This is a genomic window from Paenibacillus sp. FSL H8-0548, from assembly GCF_038630985.1.
Lineage (GTDB): Bacteria > Bacillota > Bacilli > Paenibacillales > Paenibacillaceae > Pristimantibacillus.
In genome coordinates, this window is sequence record NZ_CP152049.1 from 5,310,728 (window position 1) to 5,333,004 (window position 22,277).

Annotated in this window: 17 protein-coding genes; 3 read left to right on the forward strand and 14 right to left on the reverse strand. The window is 48.4% G+C overall.

The annotated features are described in order from the left end of the window. Positions 1-220 precede the first annotated feature (220 nt). From MHI37_RS23035 to MHI37_RS23050, 4 genes are all read right to left on the reverse strand, one after another. The gene (locus MHI37_RS23035) at positions 221-1,093 is read right to left on the reverse strand and encodes a protease modulator HflC (protein WP_076340069.1); all 873 of its coding nucleotides are present in this window, start codon (positions 1,091-1,093) and stop codon (positions 221-223) included. Beyond that, a complete protein-coding gene (hflK, locus tag MHI37_RS23040; RefSeq protein ID WP_083676597.1) occupies positions 1,090-2,163 on the reverse strand; it encodes an FtsH protease activity modulator HflK in 1,074 nt (357 codons plus the stop codon). Before hflK ends, MHI37_RS23035 begins: the two co-directional genes overlap by 4 nt. 270 nt (positions 2,164-2,433) lie before the next feature. Beyond that, positions 2,434-3,360 (reverse strand): SPFH domain-containing protein, encoded by a 927-nt coding sequence (locus MHI37_RS23045; RefSeq protein WP_076340071.1) that lies wholly within the window; start codon positions 3,358-3,360, stop codon positions 2,434-2,436. Then, complete coding sequence (locus MHI37_RS23050; RefSeq protein ID WP_076340072.1) at positions 3,360-3,794, reverse strand: NfeD family protein; 435 nt, start codon at positions 3,792-3,794, stop codon at positions 3,360-3,362. The genes MHI37_RS23045 and MHI37_RS23050 overlap by 1 nt, the downstream gene beginning before the upstream one ends. 1,168 nt (positions 3,795-4,962) lie before the next feature. Here MHI37_RS23050 and uraA point away from each other — a divergent pair. The 3 genes from uraA to MHI37_RS23065 all read left to right on the forward strand — a co-directional run bounded on the left by uraA (position 4,963) and on the right by MHI37_RS23065 (position 7,775). Next, entirely contained in the window at positions 4,963-6,264 is a 1,302-nt protein-coding gene (gene uraA, locus MHI37_RS23055) for a uracil permease (protein ID WP_076337446.1), read from the forward strand. 191 nt (positions 6,265-6,455) lie between these two features. Continuing rightward, positions 6,456-6,794, forward strand: coding sequence for a L,D-transpeptidase (locus MHI37_RS23060; protein ID WP_076337447.1), 339 nt, complete (start codon positions 6,456-6,458; stop codon positions 6,792-6,794). Between the two features lie 81 nt (positions 6,795-6,875). Next, entirely contained in the window at positions 6,876-7,775 is a 900-nt protein-coding gene (locus MHI37_RS23065) for an AraC family transcriptional regulator (RefSeq protein ID WP_076337448.1), read from the forward strand. A gap of 5 nt (positions 7,776-7,780) precedes the next feature. Here the strand turns inward: MHI37_RS23065 and MHI37_RS23070 are convergent, their stop codons facing one another. The 10 genes from MHI37_RS23070 to MHI37_RS23115 form a co-directional block, all read right to left on the reverse strand. Beyond that, the gene (locus MHI37_RS23070) at positions 7,781-8,941 is read right to left on the reverse strand and encodes a Gfo/Idh/MocA family oxidoreductase (protein ID WP_076337449.1); all 1,161 of its coding nucleotides are present in this window, start codon (positions 8,939-8,941) and stop codon (positions 7,781-7,783) included. A 147-nt stretch (positions 8,942-9,088) separates the two neighbouring features. Beyond that, a complete protein-coding gene (locus MHI37_RS23075; RefSeq protein WP_076337450.1) occupies positions 9,089-12,202 on the reverse strand; it encodes a glycoside hydrolase family 2 TIM barrel-domain containing protein in 3,114 nt (1,037 codons plus the stop codon). Further along, on the reverse strand, positions 12,192-13,601 hold the full coding sequence (locus MHI37_RS23080) for a four-carbon acid sugar kinase family protein (RefSeq protein WP_076337451.1): 1,410 nt from the start codon (positions 13,599-13,601) through the stop codon (positions 12,192-12,194). Before MHI37_RS23080 ends, MHI37_RS23075 begins: the two co-directional genes overlap by 11 nt. Positions 13,602-13,607: 6 nt before the next feature. After that, a complete protein-coding gene (locus MHI37_RS23085) occupies positions 13,608-14,867 on the reverse strand; it encodes a ribulose-bisphosphate carboxylase large subunit family protein (protein ID WP_076337452.1) in 1,260 nt (419 codons plus the stop codon). 98 nt (positions 14,868-14,965) lie between these two features. Continuing rightward, positions 14,966-15,634, reverse strand: coding sequence for an aspartate/glutamate racemase family protein (locus tag MHI37_RS23090; RefSeq protein WP_076337453.1), 669 nt, complete (start codon positions 15,632-15,634; stop codon positions 14,966-14,968). A 104-nt stretch (positions 15,635-15,738) separates the two neighbouring features. After that, positions 15,739-17,463, reverse strand: coding sequence for a hypothetical protein (locus MHI37_RS23095; protein ID WP_076337454.1), 1,725 nt, complete (start codon positions 17,461-17,463; stop codon positions 15,739-15,741). Between the two features lie 19 nt (positions 17,464-17,482). Further along, a complete protein-coding gene (locus tag MHI37_RS23100; protein WP_076337455.1) occupies positions 17,483-19,063 on the reverse strand; it encodes a response regulator in 1,581 nt (526 codons plus the stop codon). A 40-nt stretch (positions 19,064-19,103) separates the two neighbouring features. Next, a complete protein-coding gene (locus MHI37_RS23105) occupies positions 19,104-19,922 on the reverse strand; it encodes a carbohydrate ABC transporter permease (protein WP_076337456.1) in 819 nt (272 codons plus the stop codon). Then, on the reverse strand, positions 19,922-20,791 hold the full coding sequence (locus tag MHI37_RS23110; RefSeq protein ID WP_076337520.1) for a sugar ABC transporter permease: 870 nt from the start codon (positions 20,789-20,791) through the stop codon (positions 19,922-19,924). The genes MHI37_RS23105 and MHI37_RS23110 overlap by 1 nt, the downstream gene beginning before the upstream one ends. A gap of 96 nt (positions 20,792-20,887) precedes the next feature. Continuing rightward, positions 20,888-22,252 carry an extracellular solute-binding protein gene (locus tag MHI37_RS23115; RefSeq protein ID WP_076337457.1) on the reverse strand — a complete coding sequence of 455 codons (1,365 nt, stop codon included), beginning with the start codon at positions 22,250-22,252 and terminating at the stop codon, positions 20,888-20,890. Positions 22,253-22,277: the final 25 nt, after the last annotated feature.

Consider the following 22,277-nt stretch of genomic DNA (forward strand, 5'->3'; position numbering starts at 1 on the left):
CTATCACTCCTTTGATTGTAATTTGTTCCCCAGTCTTTAAGCCTCCAAAATAATAAAGCGTTGTCATTTTTCTGTATGAAGTTCGCTTTATCTTTGACCACATCTATAACTCTAAAGGATTCCATACCATCTACAAGTAATACAAATGCAATATTTATGCAGCTTTAATAGCCTTTTCAAAAAAAATAAGCCTCTCGCTTGTCAGCGAGAGGCTTATTCGTTATTTTCCTAACAATATTTTCGCATACGGCGAATCAATTGGAAGCATGATGACCGGCTCATTTTGCAATGTGGTTGCATAGCTCTCAAGAGTACGATAAAAATTATAAAACTGTGGATCACTGCCATAGGCTTTGTTGTAAATAACCGCTGCCTCGCGCTCGCCTTCAGCTACAATTTTCTTCGCATCCGCCTGCGCCTGAGCTAGCAGCTCAGTTGCCGTACGATCTGCTTTGGAAGTAATCTTACGCGACTCCTCATCACCCTCAGACAAATAACGCGCTGCGATGGATTGACGGTCGGAAATCATACGGTTGTATACGCTTTGCTTATTTTCCTCTGGCAAATCAGTACGCTTGATACGAACGTCGATAACTTCGATCCCGTAGTTATCTCTAGTCAATGCCGATATTACATCCTTCGTAATCTCATCATTAATATTACCACGTGCTGTATTCTCACTAATGATATTATCGTAGTTAACTTCTGAGAGCTTGCGTCGAACGGAGTTGTACACAGCCTCATCAATCCGCTGAACGCCGCCGCTTACCGATTGCACTGTTCTCAAAAACTGTGAAGCGTTGGTGATCCGCCATACGGTATAGTTATCTACTACGATTGGCTTCTGATCCTTCGTAAGAATGGTAGTCGGGCTGCTCTCATAGGTCATTTGATACTTAGGCAGCATCATAACATTCTCAATAAATGGAAGCTTGAACTTGAGTCCTGGCTCCGGTACAGCTCTCATCGCTTCACCGAAGCGAAGCACGACTTTATATTCGCCTTCCTTGACGATATACATCGAGCCTGATCCCAAAATAATTACAACCAAACCAATAATAATCATCAGCCACTGGTTTCTTTTTAGTGTCATTGTGCTGTACCTCCATTCGGAACTTCTGCTGCCGGCGGAGTCGTCACCGGAGGCGTCGTCACTGTCGGAGTCGTGCTGCTGTTAGTTCCGCTTTTCATCAGCTCATTGAGCGGTAAATAGTTTACAGTATCGCTGTTTGAATTCGTAATGAATATTTTGGAATTCGGTAAAATTTTCTCAAGCGTTTCCAAAATCAAACGACTCTGGGTTACATCCGGATTGTTTTTGTACTCTCCGAATATCGCGTTAAACTGGGCAACATCACCCTCTGCGTTCAAAATCCGTGATTTTTTCTGACCTTCCGCATTCTCAAGCAGCGCTTGTGCCTCACCGCGCGCCTTCGGAATCTTATCATTCTCATACTTCGCGGCGTTGTTGATTTTTGTATTTTTCTCCTCACGCGCATTCGTAACCTCGCGGAAAGCTTCGGCAACCTGACCGCTTGGCGGCTCGATATCCTGGAACTTGATATCTATAATTTGAATTCCCGTTTTGTACTTGGACTGAAGCTCGATCAGCTTCTCGCGTACTTTGTCCTGAATAACCGTTTTACCATCGGTAATAGCGTAATCAAGCTTCTCTGAGCCAATGACTGCACGTATTGACGAACTGGCAGCATTTCTCAAAAACTGCTCCGCATCCGAGATGTTATATAAATAATCGTGAATATTGCTGATTTTCCACTGAACGACCGCATCTGCTGATACGATATTTTCATCGCCTGTAATCATCATTGCTTCCTCGTCAACCGGAATCGATTCGGAGCCTTCCTGACGGTAGCCGATATGAATCCGCTGCGTAAGCTCAGCCGGGACGGTGATGACCTGTTGAACCGGATAAGGCCATTTAAAATGCAGCCCTGCGGAGCTTTCTCCCGAATATTTGCCGAATGTCAAAATTGCTGCTCTTTCTTGCTCTTGTACCGTATAAAATGAGGACGATCCTAACGTAATGACTAGCACTGCCGCAATGGCACCAATAACAATTCTCTTCACCGTACGTGGACTTAATTCCGGTGGTTTACGTCCACTCATACCATGATTCTGAGGTTGGTTCTCGTTTTGATCCATGAAGCTCAATGACATCTCTCCCCTTTCAAGCCATTCTCATTTTGCGCAAAATATTATCGCTATAAGGGATACTACGGATAAGTTGGGCAAAGGTCTCGGTTTTTTCGCAAATTTTCTCATTTTACTCATAAAACAATCAAATCTCTTCATTTATCTGCGAGTTTAGACCTCATAGTCGTAATTTTGCCTATCTAAGGACAAGTTATTTCAAAAAATAGCCGAGCAGAAAAGCAGTTCTGCTCAGCTATTTTCACAATTCTGATTCGAGTTTTATTTACTCGCTTTAAGCATTTCACCTATTGCGCCAATACTTCCAAGCGTATCAATCGCTCTAGTTGGAATGAACACCTTATTGGCTGGTCCATTTGCAATATCAGTCAGCGCCTCTAAGGAACGATACGTAAGAATATTCTCGTCCAGACCCGCCGAACGAATCAGTTCAATACGAATTTTCTCCGCTTCCGCAATCGACTGAATCGCTCTCGCTTCGCCCAGCGCCTCAAGCTCCTGCGCATGACGCTGTCCTTCCGCCTGCCGGATACGGGCTTCCTTATCGCCCTCTGCCTTCAATATTTTACTTTGCTTGTCGCCCTCTGCCCGCAGAATCATATCCTGCTTCGCTGCTTCCGCATCCAGCACCATCGCCCGTTTGCTTCGCTCTGCTTTCATTTGCTTATCCATCGCGTCTTGAATATCAAGAGGAGGCTGAATATCAATTACCTCAACCCGCTCGATTCGCACGCCCCACTTTTCCGTTGCTTCATCAAGGGCAATACGAATATCAGACGATATTTTTTCACGTCCAGACAATGTTTCGTCCAGCTCCATTTTACCGATAATTTGACGCATAGTAGCTGTACTAATATTCCGAACCCCGTACACATAATCGGATATGCCATATGTAGCCTGCTCTGGACCCGTCACCTGATAAAAAATAATCGTGTCGATCTTCACCTGAACATTATCTTTGGTAATAACGGTTTGCGGCGGCACATTCGCTTGTTGAATGCGCAAATCATGATACGTTCGCACATGATCAATAATCGGAATCAAAATATTGATTCCTGCTGTCAGTAAGCGATTGTACTTCCCTAACCGCTCCACCACCCCGACTCTTTGCTGAGGCACAATCTTCACTGACATAGCAACAAAAACAACTACGATGACTACAATGATAATCGTTAAAATAATGCCCATTAATTAGAACCTCCCCATCTTTTAACTTGAAGCACTGCACTTCCTCTGCTTACGACAACAATCGACTCTCCCTTATGAATCGGCTCATTCGACAACGCACTCCATGTTTCGTTGCCAATCTTGACGATTCCTGGCGCATCAATCGACACATCTTCGAGCACAATGCCTGACTTTCCAACCAACTCGTCTACGGCATCCTTAAAGCCGCGTGAGCTGCGGACACGCCTTGTAAGCGTTTTTGTAAATACCGTCAAAATAAGAGCAACAACGCAGCCAACAATCACTTCCAATACTAGCGCATCAGGAAAAATAAAATCGATGATTGCCGCAGCTACAGCGCCTATCCCGAGCCATAACAGATAAAAGGTAAGCGTCAGCATTTCTACAACGATCAAAATGCCAGCAATAATAAGCCATATGAGCCACAGTTCCATCCTGTCACACTCCTTTCAAAGCCAATACTCTACCTTTATTAAACCATATATCCTTGAAATATATGCTAAAAAAAACAAATTTCGAACCTAAAATAAATATTTATATAATAATCCGGTTAAATGGCTTGGAACCGCTCTACTGTCGAATCACTTCCCTTAATTCGACGAGCTCCGACACGAATATATTTTCACTATATTTCAAGGTGAAACGGCTGTCGCCGTCCTTATGGCGATAGGACATGTTGATGAGGTTCTGGAGACGGAGGATGAATAGAGCTTTGTGTTGCTGCTGCACTGCACTTTGTACAATCAAATCTGCTGAAAATGAGGGTCATCGCGCGTAGACTCTACTTCGTGCACTAGATTGGAAAAGGTCTAAGGAAATCAAAGCATCCGGCTGCAACCGCGATCACAAGGCATGCGCTAATCGCTTCGTTTTACCTTCACCTGTACACCTTCCATGAATTTAGATGGAATTTGTCCCGCTAAAATAACAGTTTTCGCTTCGCAGTATGAAATAGATGGAATTTGTCCCGTGAATTTTACGCGTTTTCCTGAATTCGGATGATTCCTTAGAATTAGGGGGAGAAATTCCAGCTAAATGCCAAAACAAGCTAAAATCCCATAAAATAGAGGGAGAAATTCCAGCTAAATTAGCTGAACTGAACAAAATCACCCTTACGGATGATTGGAAATCGCGGTCGCGTCAGCTCACACTTCTAACGGAAACCACAGACGCTAAATCGCCTTTATTTTTCGTTTCAAGATTCTAACGGAAACACGCGCCTCTATTTGTACCCTACATGCCCGATTTCGCTTCATTTCTGAGGAATAGCGTCTCTGGCTTCCGTTAAAATGTGACGCTAACCCAAAATTCAACTTTAGCGTCTCTGGCTTCCGTTAGCTTTTGTTATCTGCTCACTGGCTGCCGCCGCAGCATCATGATCAACAGGTTCGGAGAATGCATGGTTTCCTATACAACAAGGTGAAACGGCTTTCGCCATCCTTTGGCGGCGCCTGCGCGTTTCAACCCGAGAAATATAGGAAAATATAAATGTGTAACTTATGCTTTCCTATATTTTAAAAAAAGCTTGCCAAACCGACAATGAATATGTAGAATCATCAAAGGTCTTTGAACCAACTACATCTACTGGGGGACAATTTTAATATGAGAAAAGCAATTGGGGTCATGGAAAAGCCTCCTGCTCTGCAGAGCTTTCTGCTCAGCCTGCAGCATCTATTTGCTATGTTTGGTTCCACCGTACTCGTACCCAATTTACTAGGCGTTGATCCTGCGATCTGCTTGCTCATGAATGGTATCGGTACACTGCTTTATCTATGGATATGCAAAAACAAAATTCCAGCCTACCTCGGCTCAAGCTTCGCCTTTCTTGCTCCTGCCGGCGCCGTAATCGGCGATCATGCTGCTGGAGGCGGCAACTACGCAGCCGCGCTTGGCGGATTTATCGCAGCAGGCGTTATCTTCACGATCGTCGCGCTCATTATTCAAGCGGCAGGTACTGGCTGGATTAACGTCTTGTTTCCACCGGCAGCCATGGGTGCTATCGTCGCGATTATTGGTTTGGAGCTGGTTCCTGTCGCCGCGCGCATGGCTGGCTGGATTCCATATGCTGATGAGGATGCAGCGCTATGGTCGATGGATCCAAAAATTGTAGCGCTATCTACCATTACCCTTGCGGTAACCGTGCTTGGCTCCGTACTGTTCCGCGGCTTTATGCGGATCATTCCGATTCTGATCGGTATTATTACTGGTTATGTGCTGGCCTCTTACATGGGCTTCACCGATTTCAGCAATGTTAGTGACAGCAGCGTCGTTCAATTGCCGCATTTCACATTTCCTGAATTTCAGTGGACGGCAATTATCGCTATTGCCCCAGCTGCACTAGTCGTCATTGCCGAGCATATTGGGCATCTAGTCGTAACAGGCAACATTGTGGAGAGAGATCTATCGAAGGATCCCGGCCTCCACCGCTCTATGCTTGGCAACGGTATTTCAACCATTCTATCGGGCTTTGTAGGCTCCACGCCTAACACGACTTACGGGGAAAACATTGGAGTGCTTGCCATAACAAAGGTATACTCTACCTTTGTTATCGGGGGAGCAGCTCTCATTGCCATCGTACTCTCGTTCTCAGGCAAGTTTTCCGCATTAATTTCTGGTATTCCAACACCCGTCATGGGCGGTGTTTCATTGCTGCTATTCGGAGTAATCGCTGCATCTGGCTTCCGGATGCTTGTAGAATCCAAGGTGGATTACAGCAAGCCGACGAACCTTTTCCTTACAACTGTTGTTATGGTGACAGGACTCAGCGGCGTAAATCTCAAGATCGGTGATTTTTCACTATCGGGGATGGCACTTGCAACTGTAGTTGCAATCGTACTAAGCCTGCTGTTCAAAATATTTGACGTGCTTAAACTATCGAACGACCACGAAGCTGCGGGTCATTAAACAACAAAGGGGCCTGCAGAGGCCCCTTTGTTCATTTCACACCAATCTTGATCTATAAAATTGTAACGATTAGCTTCTTCATTATTCCACACTCCCCTTCCCCCTCCCTTCAATCTCCATCACAAACAAGGTAACTACTGTAAATGTTTCTATCCTTCCTACATACCATAAATAAAAGGAGCGAAGCTAATATGCCCAACTACCGCATCATTGTCGATCTTTCCGATCGACAGCTTCATCTGCTCGATGACGATATTGTTATTCATTCCTATCCTGTTGGCATCGGCAAGATGGTCTCCCAAACGCCAACTGGTGAATTCACGATTATCAATAAGCAGCTCAATCCCAGCGGTCCCTTCGGCGCATTCTGGATGGGACTGTCTAAGCCTCATTACGGCATTCACGGCACCAACGCCCCTGCCTCCATCGGCCATCTCGTTTCACACGGCTGCATTCGTATGTTCAATGACGACGTCCTTGCCTTGTCCAAAATCGTTCCGGTCGGCACGCGCGTAACGATTCGTCCTTAGCTTATCTAAAAAAAATGATGACATTCTATTATGTTAAACTAATAGAGTGTAATCATTTTTGTCAGCGAGGATGTGCTTGGTGTGTCCCATATTCTAAATATTAATTTACAAGAGGTTCCACTCTACTTTGCATATAGACGCGCCAACGACGGGCCTGAGCATTACACAAGGACGTTTCACGCCCATCAGGGCATCGAGGTTTTAATCGTTCATGAAGGAAAAGGCACATTGATTATTGAGCAAAAAAGCTACGAGCTGGCACCCGGCATGCTCTGCATTTTCCAGCCGTACCAGCTGCACCATGTCCAGGTCGAGTTAAGTCCTAACACACCATTTATTCGCTCCATCGTACATTTTGAACCGACGCTATACGAGAGCTATTTGGACAAATGGCCGGCCCTACAAGCTTTTTTCAAGCATATTCATACTGGCAGCCTGCTTGAGCCCTGTATTTATCCAAGCGGGGATGCAGAGCCGCTGCACAGCTTGCTGCGAAGCTTCGAGCAGCGTCTGCCGAATATAGCTAAAAGTGAATATTTTGAAGAATTCTCTTTATTCCTCGTTGCTTTTTTGCGTGCCTTCAAGCAGCTATGGGAGATGCAGTCTAGCTCGGCTTCCAAGCAAGGCCTGCTGCGCCGGCCACATCAGGCCGAGCGAATTTTGGAATGGCTTGATGAGCATTACAAGGAGCCCTTGCGACTGGAGCAAATGGCAAGCGAGCTTCATCTCTCGCCCTATCATCTATCCCATCTGTTCAAGGCGTGTACGGGGAGCAGCATTTCTGACTATGTCGCCGCCAAAAAAGTGCAGCAAGCGATACTGCTCCTCACCGCATCCGAGCTCTCCATTGCCCGCATTGGAGAAGAAGTAGGCATTACGAACAGCTCCTACTTTTGCAAAATGTTCAAGACACAAATGGGCATCACGCCGCATCAGTATCGAAAGCAATTCCAAAGCGGGTTCTATCCGGCCCCACGCTAGCTGGGCTATTTAAAGTCGCTGCCGATTGTAATAGGCAAATCTGAGAAGTTTTCCACCGAGCTCTTCTTTTCATAGAAATGAATCGTATTTTCCTGCATACCGCTTCGTGTATAAAATGGATCATCCATGCGTATCGGAAACTGTACAGGACTCTTCGTGCTGGCAGCCTTATAAATACCAATGATCACCTCTAACGTCTGGCGGCCGCTTAGCCCGTCAATAAGCAAGGGGGCATTCGTCTCTATCGCTGTCAGCACATTGTCTATTTGTCCCGCATGGCCTTCATAAACAACCTCCGGCAAAGACTCGTAGCGTCGCTGGATCTCCTCCTCGAGCAATATATTCGGCTCTGGAAAACCGTTAGCGTTAGCGGTGGAAGCGGTGGAAGCGGCAATCTTCCATGGTGCTGATACACGCGCTCGTTCTCCTTGGAAAATAATCTGCTGCTCCTGTCCGTGATGCACGACCGAGCTTGTAACCTGTGCAAGCGCTCCTTCGGCATAACGAAAAATACCTATCGATAGATCCTCGACCTCTGCATTGTCATGCGAAACATTCGTCATAAAAGCTTGTACTTCGGACGGACGCCCCATCATCCACACCAAAGCATCAATATGATGGACTGCATGATTTAAGGTACAGCCTCCGCCTTCCTTCTCCCATGTGCCGCGCCACCAGAGATCATAGTAGCTATGGCCGCGCCACCAGAGGGAATCGATCTGAGCGTGAACAATTTTGCCCGCAAGGCCTTCATCCAGTATCGATTTCAGCTTCATCATTGGTGACTTGAAACGATTTTGCGCAACGATCGACAGCAGCTTGCCGGTCTTAGCAGCTGCTTCATTCATTCGATCACATTCCTCCAAGGAGGCAGCCATCGGTTTTTCCACAAGCACATGCACGCCTGCCTCTAGAAAAGCAACTGCAAGATCTGCATGTGTGTAGGGTGGCGTGCATATCGATACCAAATCAATATTCATCTCGAGAAGCTTCGCGTAATCGGATACGGCGACCGCATTCAGCTGATGCTGCTTAATACGCTCGAGCGCCTTGTCCTCGTAAATATCACTGATCGCTACAATCTCGCAGCGCTGTGGAAATTTCAAAAAAGCTTCAATATGAGCGTTGGAAATCGCCCCTGCACCGATAATGGCTACTTTTAGCATAGGTAAGTCCTCCTCTAAGGTTCTACACCCAGCTTAACAAGCAGCCGCTTACATTTGTGTGCATAGCTTGTGTAAAAATAACGTTACTTTGCGGTATTTTACATAGCTGAAATAAAAAGGCCCACATTCTTCTTAACCGAATTAACACTATTCTTTTTCATGCTTACACGGACTAATCATAACTTGAAAGCTCATTTTTTTCGGATAAATCATGTACTTCTCAAGCGTTGGCGCGTAGCCGCAGCTATGATTGCCAATGCCGCTTTGCGCTGCATCCAGCTTAATTATTGTTTCGTTGAGACGAGTCAGCAAATGGACATGCTTCGTCTGCGTCAGATCCGCGGCAGAGTAATGATGAGCACTTATATTAAAGAGAAACTTGCTCTTAAAAAGAAGCCCTTGCCCTTCCCGGTTAGTCACCTTAGACCAGCGAATCTCGCATTTATTTCCGTTCTCCTGCGGCCTCACATAGGGTACAAACTGCTCCGCAACGGAACCGTTGTATTCTCCCAGCTTACCGCTTTCTTTGCGATCCTCATAACATTCATGTGGTCCTCGGCCAAACCAGCTTAGCTGATCAAAGCTGTCAGCCATACGCAGCTCTAAGCCGAATCTTGGCAGGGGAGGCAGCTCCTTTAACGGATTTAGCGCAACTTCAATATTGACCTCTCCGGAGCTGTTAATCGTATAAAGCGTAACGGAGTGAAAAGCTACCGCCTCCCCCTTGGCCCCTATCGCTGCTTCTATGGTCACTTGACAGCAATGTTGGGTGATGGCTGCGGCACTAAAGCCTCGTATTGAGGTTTCCATTCGGTCATAACCGGCCTTTACCCATTCCTTCGCGATATGAACATCGTTATCGAGCGGGGCACGCCATAGGTTCAAAGATGGCCCTGCAAGCAGCAGCGACTGACCGCCGGCTTGCCACGTATCCATTAAGCCGGTCTCTTTGCTAAACGAGATCTTAAAACCATGACCCAGCACTTTAAGCTTTACAGCCTCATCCTGGATGATAAGAGAAACTCCAGCCTCTATGTTGTCAGCGGCCTCCAGCCGAGATGGATCATTTGCATGCTGCTCAAGCTCCTCTCGCTGCTCGACTTCTACCTCCATGAACGGTAAATCCGCCCAAGCAACCTCATGACCAGCCTCCGCCCAGCTTGCATCGCTGCTCAGCATAAATCTCACATGAAGCCAGTACTCGCCTGCTGCTTGCTGCATGCAGCCCTGCTTCAGCGGAATTTGAATCGTCTCCTCTGCTCCTGCTGGTGTATGCAGGGTCTGCAGCTTGCCCCGCTCCACCACCACGGCGTCCCTAAGCAGCTGCCATTCTCCTTGCAGATGCTCAAGCGAGAGAAAGCTGTGACGGTTTTTAATCGTTATTTTTCCTGAATCGAGCTCTGCTGCCTCAATCTTGACAGGCTCAATCGCTTTCTTATACTCAAGCAAAGAGGCTTTAATCGTTTTGTCCGGGAACAACAAGCCATCCATACAAAATGAACCGCTATGCGGAGCATCTCCAAAGTCGCCCCCATATGCGTACCAAGGCTCTCCTGACTTCGTTTTTTGCAATATGCCCATGTCCGCCCACTCCCATATGAGTCCTCCAAGCAAGCGTGGATACTCATATACGGTATCCCAATATTCCTGCTGATTCCCTGTTGAATTCCCCATGGCATGGCCAAATTCAACCATCAGATAAGGACGGCTATCTGCCTTTTTCCCTTCCTCGATCAGCATGTCTACAGACGGATACATCGTGCTAACGATATCGACGACGGGCGCTTCGTAGGCCCGTTCATAATGAATCGGCCGAGTCTCATCCTTCTCTCTAATCCACGCTGCCATCGCATCATGGTTGGGACCATAGCCCGACTCATTGCCTAGCGACCATACAATGACAGATGGATGATTTTTATCGCGTTCAACCATTATTTTTGCCCGCTGCACATATGCCTCTCGCCAATCAGGATGCTTGCTTAAATAGCTCTCATCGTCAATAAAATGAAAGCCATGCGTCTCCAAATCCGCTTCATCAATGGCGTAAAGCCCGTAGCGATCGCATAAATCCAGCCAACGTGAATCATTCGGATAATGGGACAGACGAACCGTGTTGATGTTATGCTGCTTCATCAGTTTTATATCCGCAAGCATCGACTCGAGTGTCGTTACATACCCTGCAACCGGATCAAACTCATTGCGATTCACGCCCTTGATTATAATGGGGTGCCCATTAATAAACATTTGTCCGTCAGCTATCTCAATGGATCGGAAGCCTACCGAGATCGCTTTAACCTCGGCAATATGGGTCTCGCCAGCATATAAAGTCAGCAGCAGCGTATATAGATAGGGGGTTTCCGCAGTCCACAGCAAAGGCGCATCAATCGTTTTTTGGAATGAAATGGTCTGCTCCTCATCAACCTCTAGCACCAGCTTCTCCGAAGCATAGGCATCCATTACCTGATTGCCCAGCTCATCGAGCAGCGTTGCCCTCAAGCGGTAAGCCGACTCCGGCTCCTCAATTCCCTTAGTCAGCTTAAGCTGGAGGTTGAGCTCAGCTCCGGTATAGTCTGGCTCAAGATTTGTTTGCACAAATGCGTCCTCAATCGTAATCCCAGGCAAAGCAGCCAAATACACATCGCGAAAAATACCACTAAGCCGCCATTTGTCCTGAGATTCCAAATAGCTGCCATCGCACCACTGATATACGCTGATTGCGAGTACGTTGCTTCCAGCGTTCAGAAACCTGGTGATCTCAAATTCAGACGTATTATGGCTTCCCTGGCTATAGCCAACTGGCTGTCCGTTTATCCACAGGTGAAAGGAGGAGTCTACTCCGCCAAACACGAGACGAATCTGTCGCTCGCTCCATTCCTTAGGTACCGAGAAGGCTGTACGATAGCAGCCAACTGGATTAAGCCCAGGGACATATGGCGGATCAATTGGAAATGGATACGGACAGCTGCTGTAATGCGGCTGTCCATATCCATGCATTTGCCAGTTGCCGGGTACCGGCAAGAAACTCCAAGACTCATCGTCGTAATCAGGAGCATAGAATTGCTCCGGACATGACAGCGCCGAAGCACAATAACGAAATCGCCAGCTGCCGCTCAGCAATTGATAGTAAGGCGATGCTGCTCGATCACGGCTGAGCGCCGTTTCCCAATCGCCGTATGGAATAAGCTCTGCGCGCGGAGACACCGTGCCTAGCTCCAGTACCTGCAAATTGTTGAAATCTGGTCCGTTCTGATTAAAGATCATCTGAGACGCCTCCATGCTTCACTTTACTGAAAAAATCCGTCCCTCCTACCTGACCGCCCTTCAGTGTAAGCTCCAAGCCATCGAGAGCGGGATCATCGGAGAAAACACGGCATAAGGGTGCGCCGGGCGCTAAAGCAGCGATACATTCCAGTGCATAGACACCAAGCTCTCGGGTCACATAACCTGACGTGTCACCCCCAGCAATGACTAAACGGCTAAGCCCTTCCTCCTTGATCAGCTCTCGTGCCAAAGAACCGAGGATCTCCCCGAGAAGACGGCTGCTGTCCTCCGCCTGGTATCCATGCGAGGCAAGCGCGGTACGGAATGCGGCAATGGCTGGATCATTTGCTCCCGCTGCCGAATATAACAAGACGCTTTTCCCTTCTTTCAGCAGCCTTCGCGCGTCTTCAAGCAGCTGCTTGCGTGCTTGCACAGCTAACTTAGGGTCAATCAGCTCCCAAGCTGGTACTGGAATGCCCGCAAATCCTGCATGCAGGGCGTGTTCAATCTGAGCTTTTGTCATCGGTGAGCAGCTTCCCGATACGACAAGCAGCTGCTCCACAGCGGATACAACAGAATTGGGCCGTCCTCCATCCGCCAGCAAGCCGCTCGTCCTCCAGTATGCGGTAAGCGCGTACTCTATTCCGGACGATCCCATAACAAAAAGCCCTTCTGAACGATTCGCTTCCTCCCAAATTAAACAGCCAGCAGTCTCTAAGCGAGCGTCATCCAGGACATCGAACAGCAGCAAATCAGGCTGCTCGCTCTCTAGCAGGCTCCTATAGCGAGCCTGCACCGCTTCCCATGTACCTTGCAGCTCCAAAATATTCATAAGCGCAATCTTCAGCGCACTTTGCTCCGCAAAATGCTTGCGCAAATCAGCTTCCTTCATTGGCGTAATCGGATGGCGAGACATGGTCGGATGCCGGTCAAGGCGGTGAACCTGGCCGCCTGCATCGGCAAAATGATTGCCAAACAGCGTATAGCGCCCTAAGTAAGGAACGCCGACTAACAGTGGAATCATATGTTCTCCGAATACAGAGCGGCCAATCTCCGCCGCTTTGCCGATATTTCCGATGGATGGCGACGAATCGAAGGTCGAGCATAGTTTGTAATGTACGATCGCCGCTCCCGTTTGCTTCAATTGCTCAAAAATCGGACGCAGCTCCTGCTCAGCCTCAGCTGGCGGAAGTGAACGTCCGATTCCGGCAACTCCGAAGGCATCCAGCTCAGCAAAGCGCCTTTGCAGAAGCTCCTCGCTTGGCGGCTCCAGAAACAGAGCCGTCCTCACGCCTGCGCGGAACAAAGACTCCAGCACATCCGTCGAGCCCGTGAAGTCATCCCCGTAATAGCATAGCCATTTGGTGAAGGGTTTCGCCTTTGAAGCATTCATCGTCATATCCAGTCAGCCCTTCCCGTATTTTTCAATCGCTCGACGAAGCGCAGAATGCTGCTCTGCATAAGCATCAAGCCCAATGCCCTGCACAGCCGCCTCCCAGCCCTGCTGCATGCTCTTGAAGCCGGCTCCCGCCCCATCTGGATGAGCGAGTATACCGCCACCTGCCAAATGCATAACGTCCATGGTTGCAGTAGCTGCAAAGGTTGCCGGCGCCATCCCCGCCCACTGCCCAGAGGATACAACCGGCATCGTCCTATATCCCTCATGCATCGGCTTCAAGCAGGCTTGAATAGAACGAACAACCGATTCATTGCTCTCGTAAAATTTGCTGTTCAAGCCGTTGACATGCAGATGGTCTGCCCCCGCCAGCCGGCACAGCTTCTGATACGCGGAGAACTCGAAGCCCAGCATGGGACTGCGCGTCATCATGCCCCATTGGTTCCGGTGACCATGAATGGGCACCTCGCTATAGCGGTTCAGATGCGCCAAGCCTGCAAGCCCAACACTCATGATGCTCACCATGACGCAATTTCCGCCCGCTTTTACGACGAGCTCGTGTCCCCGCTCCATTTCATCGATATCCCCGGTAATATTGAACGCATACATGATCCTTTTGCCCGTCACATCAGCAGCTTTATCGACCGCCTCCATAACCGCCTTCACCCTTTTCTCCAAAGGGGCATAAGGTGCATTTGCATTCAGCTCATCATCCTTGATAAAATCAAGCCCCGCCGCCGAAACATTCAGAATCATACGCTGCAAATCCTTCATATCAAGCCCGATGCTTGGCTTAACAATCGTCCCCACGATCGGGCGATCATAAACCCCCGTAAGTTTGCGAGTGCCATTGATCCCAAACTTCGGACCTGGATAACGGGTCGTAAATGCTGTGGGAAGCTCCAAATCGACAAGTCGAAGCCCTGACAGCTCCTGAAGCTCGAACAAATTGCCTGCAATAGCCGACATTAGATTTGGAATCGAAGGACCAAAATTATGCAGCGGAAAGGAGATCGCAATCAAACCGCGCCGATATTGCCCATCATGTCCGGCTGGCGTCTTAGAGCCGGGCAAGGATGGCTCCAAGACCGTTTCCAGCTCCGTAATTTTCTCAATACGTGCGCCAAACCTTTCTTTTAACGCATCCGTCTCGCCAGGAACCGCGGTGAATGTGCCCGTCGATTGCTCACCGGCGATCACCTCCGCCGCTCTCTCCAGCGAATAAGGCGTTTCTACCCGGTAGACCGCTACCACTCTATCCTCATTCAAATGCTTAACCTCCTGCCCTCATCTATCTAAAAGCTAAACGAACATCTACTTTTAACTATCCAAGCAGCTTTCTCCATCTCGTTGCCTATTTTTTTGCTCTACTCTGCATCCAGCTGCTCAAGCACGGCTTTTACCTGCTCCACACCAAGCCGTGGGCTAGACAGCACCGGCTTGCCTATCGCTTCGCGAAGGACTGCCTCCATCCGAGCCATCGAGCCCTGTGCCAGCACCAGCACGTCGGCTGCCTCACAAACCTGCTTCGCCGTTTCAAGCAAAATTCGGTCATGCTCATCAGGCCTGCCGCTGACTAATGCATCAAACGCCCCTGCGGCAAGTCCGTCAACTAGCGTTATTTCTTTTCCTGCCAAATCTGCTTTCTTCCTAATCAGCCGCATGGTCGGCTCTAAAGTAGAAGGCAGCGTCGCAAGCACTGCGATTTTGTCATACTCAGCCACCGCTTTAGCAGCCATCGCTTCATCAATTTTTACAATCGGAATACCGATCTTCCCCTTTGCCGCATCCGCAACCTCGCCTACGGAGGAGCAGGTGTTCAATATCACGTCAGCCCCGAGCTCCTCACCATTAGCATAATACTGAGTCAGCCGCTTCGTAACGCCCGCCGGAATATGGCCCGCCTTCACCACATCTCCAATCAAGCTGTCATCTATAATATTAACGAGACGAACATCAGGCAGCAGCTCCTGAAACACCGCCTTTAGCGGATCTGACAAACCTTGGCCCGTATAAACCGCAACCACCGTTCTCATGCAAAGCGCCTCCTTTTAAAACGTTTTGTCCAATCACTCTGTTTCCACTACTCGTTTTAATTACATCCTTTACATCCTTTTCTTCCTATCCTGCACTTTTGCAGCTACCACACGAGCTCCGTCTCCAAGCGGCGATACTCTCCCTCACGAAGCGGCGCTTTATCGTATACCTTGCGGCCGCTGTAGAAAGGATGGCTTGTGCCCTGCGGGGAAATGCCGATAACGTCATCGCCCTGCCACTTCGTTTCAAATGTTTGTCCGATAGCGGTCTCGATCGTTGTGCGCTTCGATAACGGAAATTCAATCGTAATGGTCTCGCCTGCCGACGCTGCACCTAACAGCAGGAAGCACTCATTTACCCAGCGGCTTGGCTCATTGCCTTTGCCTGAAGTCGTCTCGCCATCCAACTCGCGAACAAATGTCACCTTCGCATAGCCCGCCCATTCTGGAATGCGGACCTGCAGCCGCGGAATATCGCGGTGTATATGCAGCACTAGCTTGCCCTCATGCGGCAGGTAGCTGTCTACATCGAGCCATGTCGAGCCACGATTAAGCAGGAAATTCACGCTGACTGTGCCCTTCTTTTCGGTAATCGTATTGCTCCAGCCCATATACAGACCACGCGTTCCCGAGCCGAGGCAGCAGATTTGCAAATCATTCGTATGCCCGCGTCCATGATTCACATTGCAGCAAAAATCATTGGGTGCGGAATAGCCTGCAAAGGCACCTCTTGTCCGCTTCGCGATATTCTCGAACGTGATAAGACCGGGAACATCCTTCGATCGGTCATCCGTTTCCTTTACCCAGTCCATCTCCAGCAGCTGTGATTCTGCCAAGTGATTGCGAATATAGCGCTCGACTACACCCCAATATTTCGTATAGCCGCTCTGAGCCAGCGTAATGCCCGTGGAAATTAGATCCACGAGCGAGCAGGTTTCATGCTCATAAGCCTGCTCCTTCATATCGCCCGGTGTCCAGCCGAAGGCGGTACACTGTGTAACTGCCCAGGCGTAGCTCTTCTCCACAAAGCTGATAAGCGCGGCATCTCCAGTAAATACGCCGAATCTCGCAAGCGCATCGAGCGTGCCAAGGCGGGTATGGAAATGTCCACTACGATAAGCAAGCGAATCATTAAAGCTTCCGTCCTTATTGAACACGCCGCTGCGCTGCACTATTAATGCAGTGAAAAACTGGCAAAGCTCAAAAGCATCCGCATTGCCGGTCAGCTCGTGATATTTCAGCAGCGGCATGACCAGCCTGCCGCAAAAGGCCGCAGGGTCTGGTGCCAGCCTCAGCAAAATCGCATTCGAGGACGGCCAGCCGCCCTCTTTATATTCAGAGGCAGGATAATACCAGACGTCCCGCTCCTTGATCGCCACGCGCTTCAGCGCCGCCACGTGCTTATCTGCCGCTTCCTTCACAACCATATCTCCTGTAGAAAGAAACCATGTGGTTAGCGACAAAATTACGGCGCGCTGATCGATAAAGTTAGCGTTTGCCTCCCAATTATGGTGCGGGTTCTTCTGCCTATAACTAAGCCCATCCTCTCTGAAGAAGGAGAGCAGATTTGATCTGTATTTGGCTTCAATATCTGCCCCAAACGTTTCTCCGGACATATGACGCGCCAAGATCATGCCATCGACCATCCGTCCGTGCGAGGAGCCGTAATCCCAATCACCATGCGTCAGATTGGCTGGCTCCGTCATTAAATTGGCAGCAAAAAATGGAATATCATCAAAGTCGCGATCCGCCATGCCGGCGATGGCATTCATCGCATGGCCGGCTCTATCCTCAAGCGTTAGGGTATCGGGTATTTGTCTAGTCGTCATCTTCTATATCTCTCCTTCGTCATGGCATGATTTGAGGCTCCAGCGAGCCGCGGTACTCCCCAATCGTCTTACCCATTCTCTTCTTGAAAATTTGGCTAAAATAGCGATAGTCCTCATAACCGACCCGCTTTGCAATTTCATAGTTTTTATATTTCGGGTAACGCATCAGCTTAATCGCCCCTGCAATTCGAGCATCAGTCAAATAATCGACGAAATTGCTGCCTGTCGTTTTTTTGAACAAGCGGCTCAAATAATCAGGATTGAGGAAGCGGCTCTCTGCAATCTGCTGCAGGCTGAGCGGCTGATCGTAGTGCAGCTCAATCAGCTTCACAATTTCCCGCACGATTTGCTCGCCTTGCTTCCCGGCTGCTGGACATTGCAAAGCAAGCATCCCCGGCAATATCCCATCCGAAAATAAACTCTTTACAGCTGCCGCATCTCTGCGCTGCCGAATGATTTCCGTATAAGCAAGCAATGTTTGGCCGCTTGCCGTCTCCAGTGTGCTATCCGTCGTTTGCAGCTGCTTCTCCAGCGCATGTATGAGCATCGTCGCTCCACGCACCAAATCATTCACCGTCATATTGGGCCTGGAAATATGGACATAGAAGCTTTCAAAAGCATGCTGAGCTTGCTCTTCATTGCCCAGTTGAAGGCTCAAAAGCAAAGCTTGCTCAAGCTCCCGTGGATAGGCAGCAGCAGCAGCGGTGCCTTCGCCAGCAAATACGACTACTCCCAATTCGCCAATTCTTCTGAAATTCAAGCTCAGCTTCGCTTTCTTGTACGCCTGCGGAAGCAGGGAATACTGCTCTACCCGCTCGCTGATGGCTATGCTGTGGCTCACGCCAGCCCACTGCCCCAGCATCTGCTGAAGCAGAGAAGACAATCGCTGAAGCTCCGATTTAGCTAGCTGGCTGCCATGCAGACAGAGTACCAGCTCTCCATGGCAGCCTGGAGCTGCCGTCACGATAAACTCCCAATCCCCGCCAAAATAAAACGATTGCTCCAGCAGCAGCTTATGCCGTAATTGCTCCATGATCGGCACCAAGTCGCACCGCTCCATATATACATCTGGCTGCGCAACCAGCAATAAAGCATTTTGAGCATGCCAGCAGTGGGCTTCAAGCTTGCCCGAGTCTAAAGCCACGCTTCCTTCCCCTACAAACAAAACATTCCAAAGCCAATTGCTTCTATTATCCTGCTTTTTAATCGCTTCGCCAGCCTCGCGGCTATCCAGCTCAGCCAGCGCTTTTCCTAGCACAACGGCAAGCTCATCCTTTTTAATAGGCTTCAACAAATACTCGAATGCTTTATGACGAATCGCTTCCTTTGTATATTCAAAATCCGAGTAGCCGCTTACCACGATTGTCAGCAGTCCGGGAAGTTCCTTGCTAAGCAAAGCAAGCAATTGTTTGCCATCAAGACCAGGCATTCGCATATCAAGAAACAGCAGATCCGGCTTTTTGGATAACGCCATATGGTAGGCATCTTCACCGTCCTCCGCTTCCCCCGCAAGCGCAAGTCCCAGCTCCTCCCATGGGATCGATTGAATCAAGCCTCTGCGAATCCAACGTTCATCATCGACAATCATAACCTGTCTCATTTTTTTCGTTAGGCCCCCTCGCTACGAGCATCACCCCAAATCACCCTTTGACCGAGCCCGCCGTTAAACCATCGATAATATAACGCTGCAGGAACAAATAAATGATGAGCACTGGCGTAATGACAACGATCATAAATGCGAATACGATTCCCCAGTTTGTGCTGTACAGTGTAACGAAGTTGAATACCTGCAGTACAATCGTCCATTTCGTACTGTCCGTAACGAGATAGAAGGGACCGAAGAAATCATTCCACACCGATACGATGACGACAATCGACACCGTCACAAGCACCGTGCTGATTAATGGCAGAATTATTTTCAGATAAAGACGGAAGTAACCGCAGCCCTCTAGAATTGCTGCTTCATCAAGCTCCCGTGGGACGGATTTGATAAACCCTACTAATAGAAAGACCGCGAACGGTAGCAGTACTGCCGTGTAGTACATCACAATGCTGAAATAAGTTCCTTTTATATGCAGAACATCCATCAGCCGAATGGTCGGAATAATGGATACCGGTACGATAAGGCCCATAATAAAGGCCATGTACACACCATTCAAAAACTTTCCGCCGCGCCGCTGAATGACGAACGCCGCCATGGAGGCGAACAAGTTCACACATACAACCACAAGAGCCGATAAGAGAAAGCTATTTTTGAAGCCGCGCAAAATATTGTCCTGTTTAAATACATCCTTGTAATTGCTGAACTCCCACGTTGAAGGCAGCGATAAGCCAAACAGCGCGGACTCCCTGATCCCTTTAAAGGAATTGACGAAGATCATGAAGAACGGGATTAGAATCAAGAGAGCAAGAGCAATTGCTAAAATTTCCAGCGCGAAGGGAGAAAGCTTTTTCCTCATTACATCTCGACCTCCCTTTTCTTCATCGCCATGAGCACAGGAACGCCGACTAGCGTCACAAGAGCGAACAGCAGCATATTGATTGCCGTTGCATAGCCCATTTCCCCCGAGCTAAACGTGTTGCGAATGTACGTATAGAACACCTCTGTCGTATAGCCGGGTCCCCCCTCGGTAAGCACCATAACAATTTCAAACACCTTCATTGAACCAATCATAGCCAGCAGTATATTCACCGTAAAAGCAGGAGCGAGCAGCGGGAATACGACATGCTTGAACCGCGTCCAATAATGGGCACCGTCAATCGAAGCGCTCTCGATCAGATCCTTCGGAATGAACTGCAAGCCCGCCAAATAAACGACCATGGAAAAGCCGGCTACCCGCCAGATGTCGGTAATAATGATTGTAAATAGAGCGAACTTCGGATCATTGAGCCAATCCTGCATCATAAAATCAAGACCGATAGTATCAAAAAATTTATTTACGATTCCGTGCTCAGGATGATAAATAGCCCGGAAAATATATCCAATAACTAATGGAGCAATGACATAGGGCATAAAAAAGATCATGCGAAGCAAATTGCGAAGCTTCAGCTTTTCATTCAAGATCAGTGCTAGCCCAAGACCAGCAACGTTTTGCAGAACCGTTACCGCGGCGGCAAAAATAAGCGTATTCGTAAACGCCTGCTTCAAACGCGGCTCGTTAAACAGCTCCTTGTAATTATCCAATCCATTAAACTTGATTGAGCTTGCATTAATATTCCAATCCGTAAAGCTGTAATAGAACCCAATGACCGTAGGCGTTATAAAGAAAACTAGAAAAACGATTATTGCTGGGAAGGAAAAATAAAGCGGGTATTTACTTTTCTCCATCAGACTCACCTCTGCTCCGATAAGGAAGAGGGCCGCTTCGCGCCCTGACAGCTTTGACGCGAAGCGATTCTCCATCCATCTAAATGTTAAGCAATCTTATTCAAAGCCTTCTAGAAGTTTCGATTTGCCATCCTTGACGTAGTTCGTATCCATTTCTTTGATCGCAGCATCTACGTCTCCGCTGATATGGAACGTTTGCAGGATTTTACCGAGATCCAGGAATGATGCAGTCAGACGATTTTGCACATTGACTTTAGATTTGCCCGCATCAATATATTCCTGTACCGTAATCTGACTCGGATAAAGCTCGCTTGTTGCTCCCTTGAAGATCGGAATACCTGGATGCATCTTGTAGAAGGAATTGACACTCTCGCTCGAAATCATAAATTTCACAAGTTCCTTCGCTGCCTCTAGATTTTTGGCTTTCGACGGAACCATCAGCTGATTAGGTGGCGTAATCATTGCCGTACCCGTATCCGTAGTAGATGGGAATGGGAAAAATCCGATTTTTTCTTTGACGAAATCATTGCCAAACTTTTTCTCCAGCTGAGGCAGAATGCCATCAAGCATGAAAGCCATAGCAACCTTGCCCTCCCCGAGCTCGTTTTGCAATTCATCAAAGGTTCCTGAAAGTGTATTTTTTTGGAATAAGCCTAGGTCCTTAACTTCCTTCGATTTGACGAACAAATCCTTAAGTGCTGCGATTTCAGAAAGCTTCAATCCGTTGACATTAAGCTGCTGAACTCCCTCATCTCCAACCTCTTGATCCACCTGGCTCACCCAGCCCGTCAAATAAAACACCTGCGTCGGCCAGCCATCCTTTACGCCCTCATAGAATGGAGTAACGCCCGCATCCTTCAGCTTCTTCGCAATTTCAATAAGATTTGCGTAATTGGTCGGCGGCTCTACGCCTGCACTCGCAAAGACATCCTTATTGTAGAACACACCCATCATGCCCGTTTTGCCAAATGGTACGCCGAAGGCTTTGCCGTTTGCATCCTTTTGGAACTCTGTAATTGATTCAATAACGTTATCCCAAACGCCAGCCTCGCCTGACCATTCATACAGCGTTTCGTCAGCTCTTAGCTTTACATACTGCTTCGTTCCCGGCTGCATTAGGAAAACATCAGGAAAGTCGCCGGTCGAGAAGCGTGTTTTCAACATATTGTCGTAATCGCCGCCAGGCAGCGCTTGAACCTCTACCTTATTGCCTGTCTTTGCTTCAAAATCTTTAAAAATTTGCGTGTATGGCGTAACATCATCCGTATTGGGAATAAGGAAGGTCAAGGTTACGGGGTCTTTCACCGGCTCTTTAGTCGGTTCTGCTGCAGCTGTGTTTTTAGGTGCATCCGTCGCAGCAGCCTGATTGTTATTATTTCCGTTATTGCCTCCGCATGCTGCCAGAGTCAGTGCTGCTAGTACCAATACCATCATCAGATAAACCGCTTTCATGTTTCTCATTCATCGACACCCTCTCATTAGTAAT

Excerpts from the sequence above, each read along its gene's own strand:
- MHI37_RS23035 (WP_076340069.1), bottom strand. The coding sequence starts at position 1,093 with ATGACACTAAAAAGAAACCAGTGGCTGATGATTATTATTGGTTTGGTT.
- hflK (WP_083676597.1), bottom strand. The coding sequence starts at position 2,163 with ATGGATCAAAACGAGAACCAACCTCAGAATCATGGTATGAGTGGACGT.
- MHI37_RS23045 (WP_076340071.1), bottom strand. The coding sequence starts at position 3,360 with ATGGGCATTATTTTAACGATTATCATTGTAGTCATCGTAGTTGTTTTT.
- MHI37_RS23050 (WP_076340072.1), bottom strand. The coding sequence starts at position 3,794 with ATGGAACTGTGGCTCATATGGCTTATTATTGCTGGCATTTTGATCGTT.
- uraA (WP_076337446.1), top strand. The coding sequence starts at position 4,963 with ATGAGAAAAGCAATTGGGGTCATGGAAAAGCCTCCTGCTCTGCAGAGC.
- MHI37_RS23060 (WP_076337447.1), top strand. The coding sequence starts at position 6,456 with ATGCCCAACTACCGCATCATTGTCGATCTTTCCGATCGACAGCTTCAT.
- MHI37_RS23070 (WP_076337449.1), bottom strand. The coding sequence starts at position 8,941 with ATGCTAAAAGTAGCCATTATCGGTGCAGGGGCGATTTCCAACGCTCAT.
- MHI37_RS23075 (WP_076337450.1), bottom strand. The coding sequence starts at position 12,202 with ATGATCTTTAATCAGAACGGACCAGATTTCAACAATTTGCAGGTACTG.
- MHI37_RS23080 (WP_076337451.1), bottom strand. The coding sequence starts at position 13,601 with ATGACGATGAATGCTTCAAAGGCGAAACCCTTCACCAAATGGCTATGC.
- MHI37_RS23090 (WP_076337453.1), bottom strand. The coding sequence starts at position 15,634 with ATGAGAACGGTGGTTGCGGTTTATACGGGCCAAGGTTTGTCAGATCCG.
- MHI37_RS23095 (WP_076337454.1), bottom strand. The coding sequence starts at position 17,463 with ATGACGACTAGACAAATACCCGATACCCTAACGCTTGAGGATAGAGCC.
- MHI37_RS23100 (WP_076337455.1), bottom strand. The coding sequence starts at position 19,063 with ATGAGACAGGTTATGATTGTCGATGATGAACGTTGGATTCGCAGAGGC.
- MHI37_RS23105 (WP_076337456.1), bottom strand. The coding sequence starts at position 19,922 with ATGAGGAAAAAGCTTTCTCCCTTCGCGCTGGAAATTTTAGCAATTGCT.
- MHI37_RS23110 (WP_076337520.1), bottom strand. The coding sequence starts at position 20,791 with ATGGAGAAAAGTAAATACCCGCTTTATTTTTCCTTCCCAGCAATAATC.
- MHI37_RS23115 (WP_076337457.1), bottom strand. The coding sequence starts at position 22,252 with ATGAGAAACATGAAAGCGGTTTATCTGATGATGGTATTGGTACTAGCA.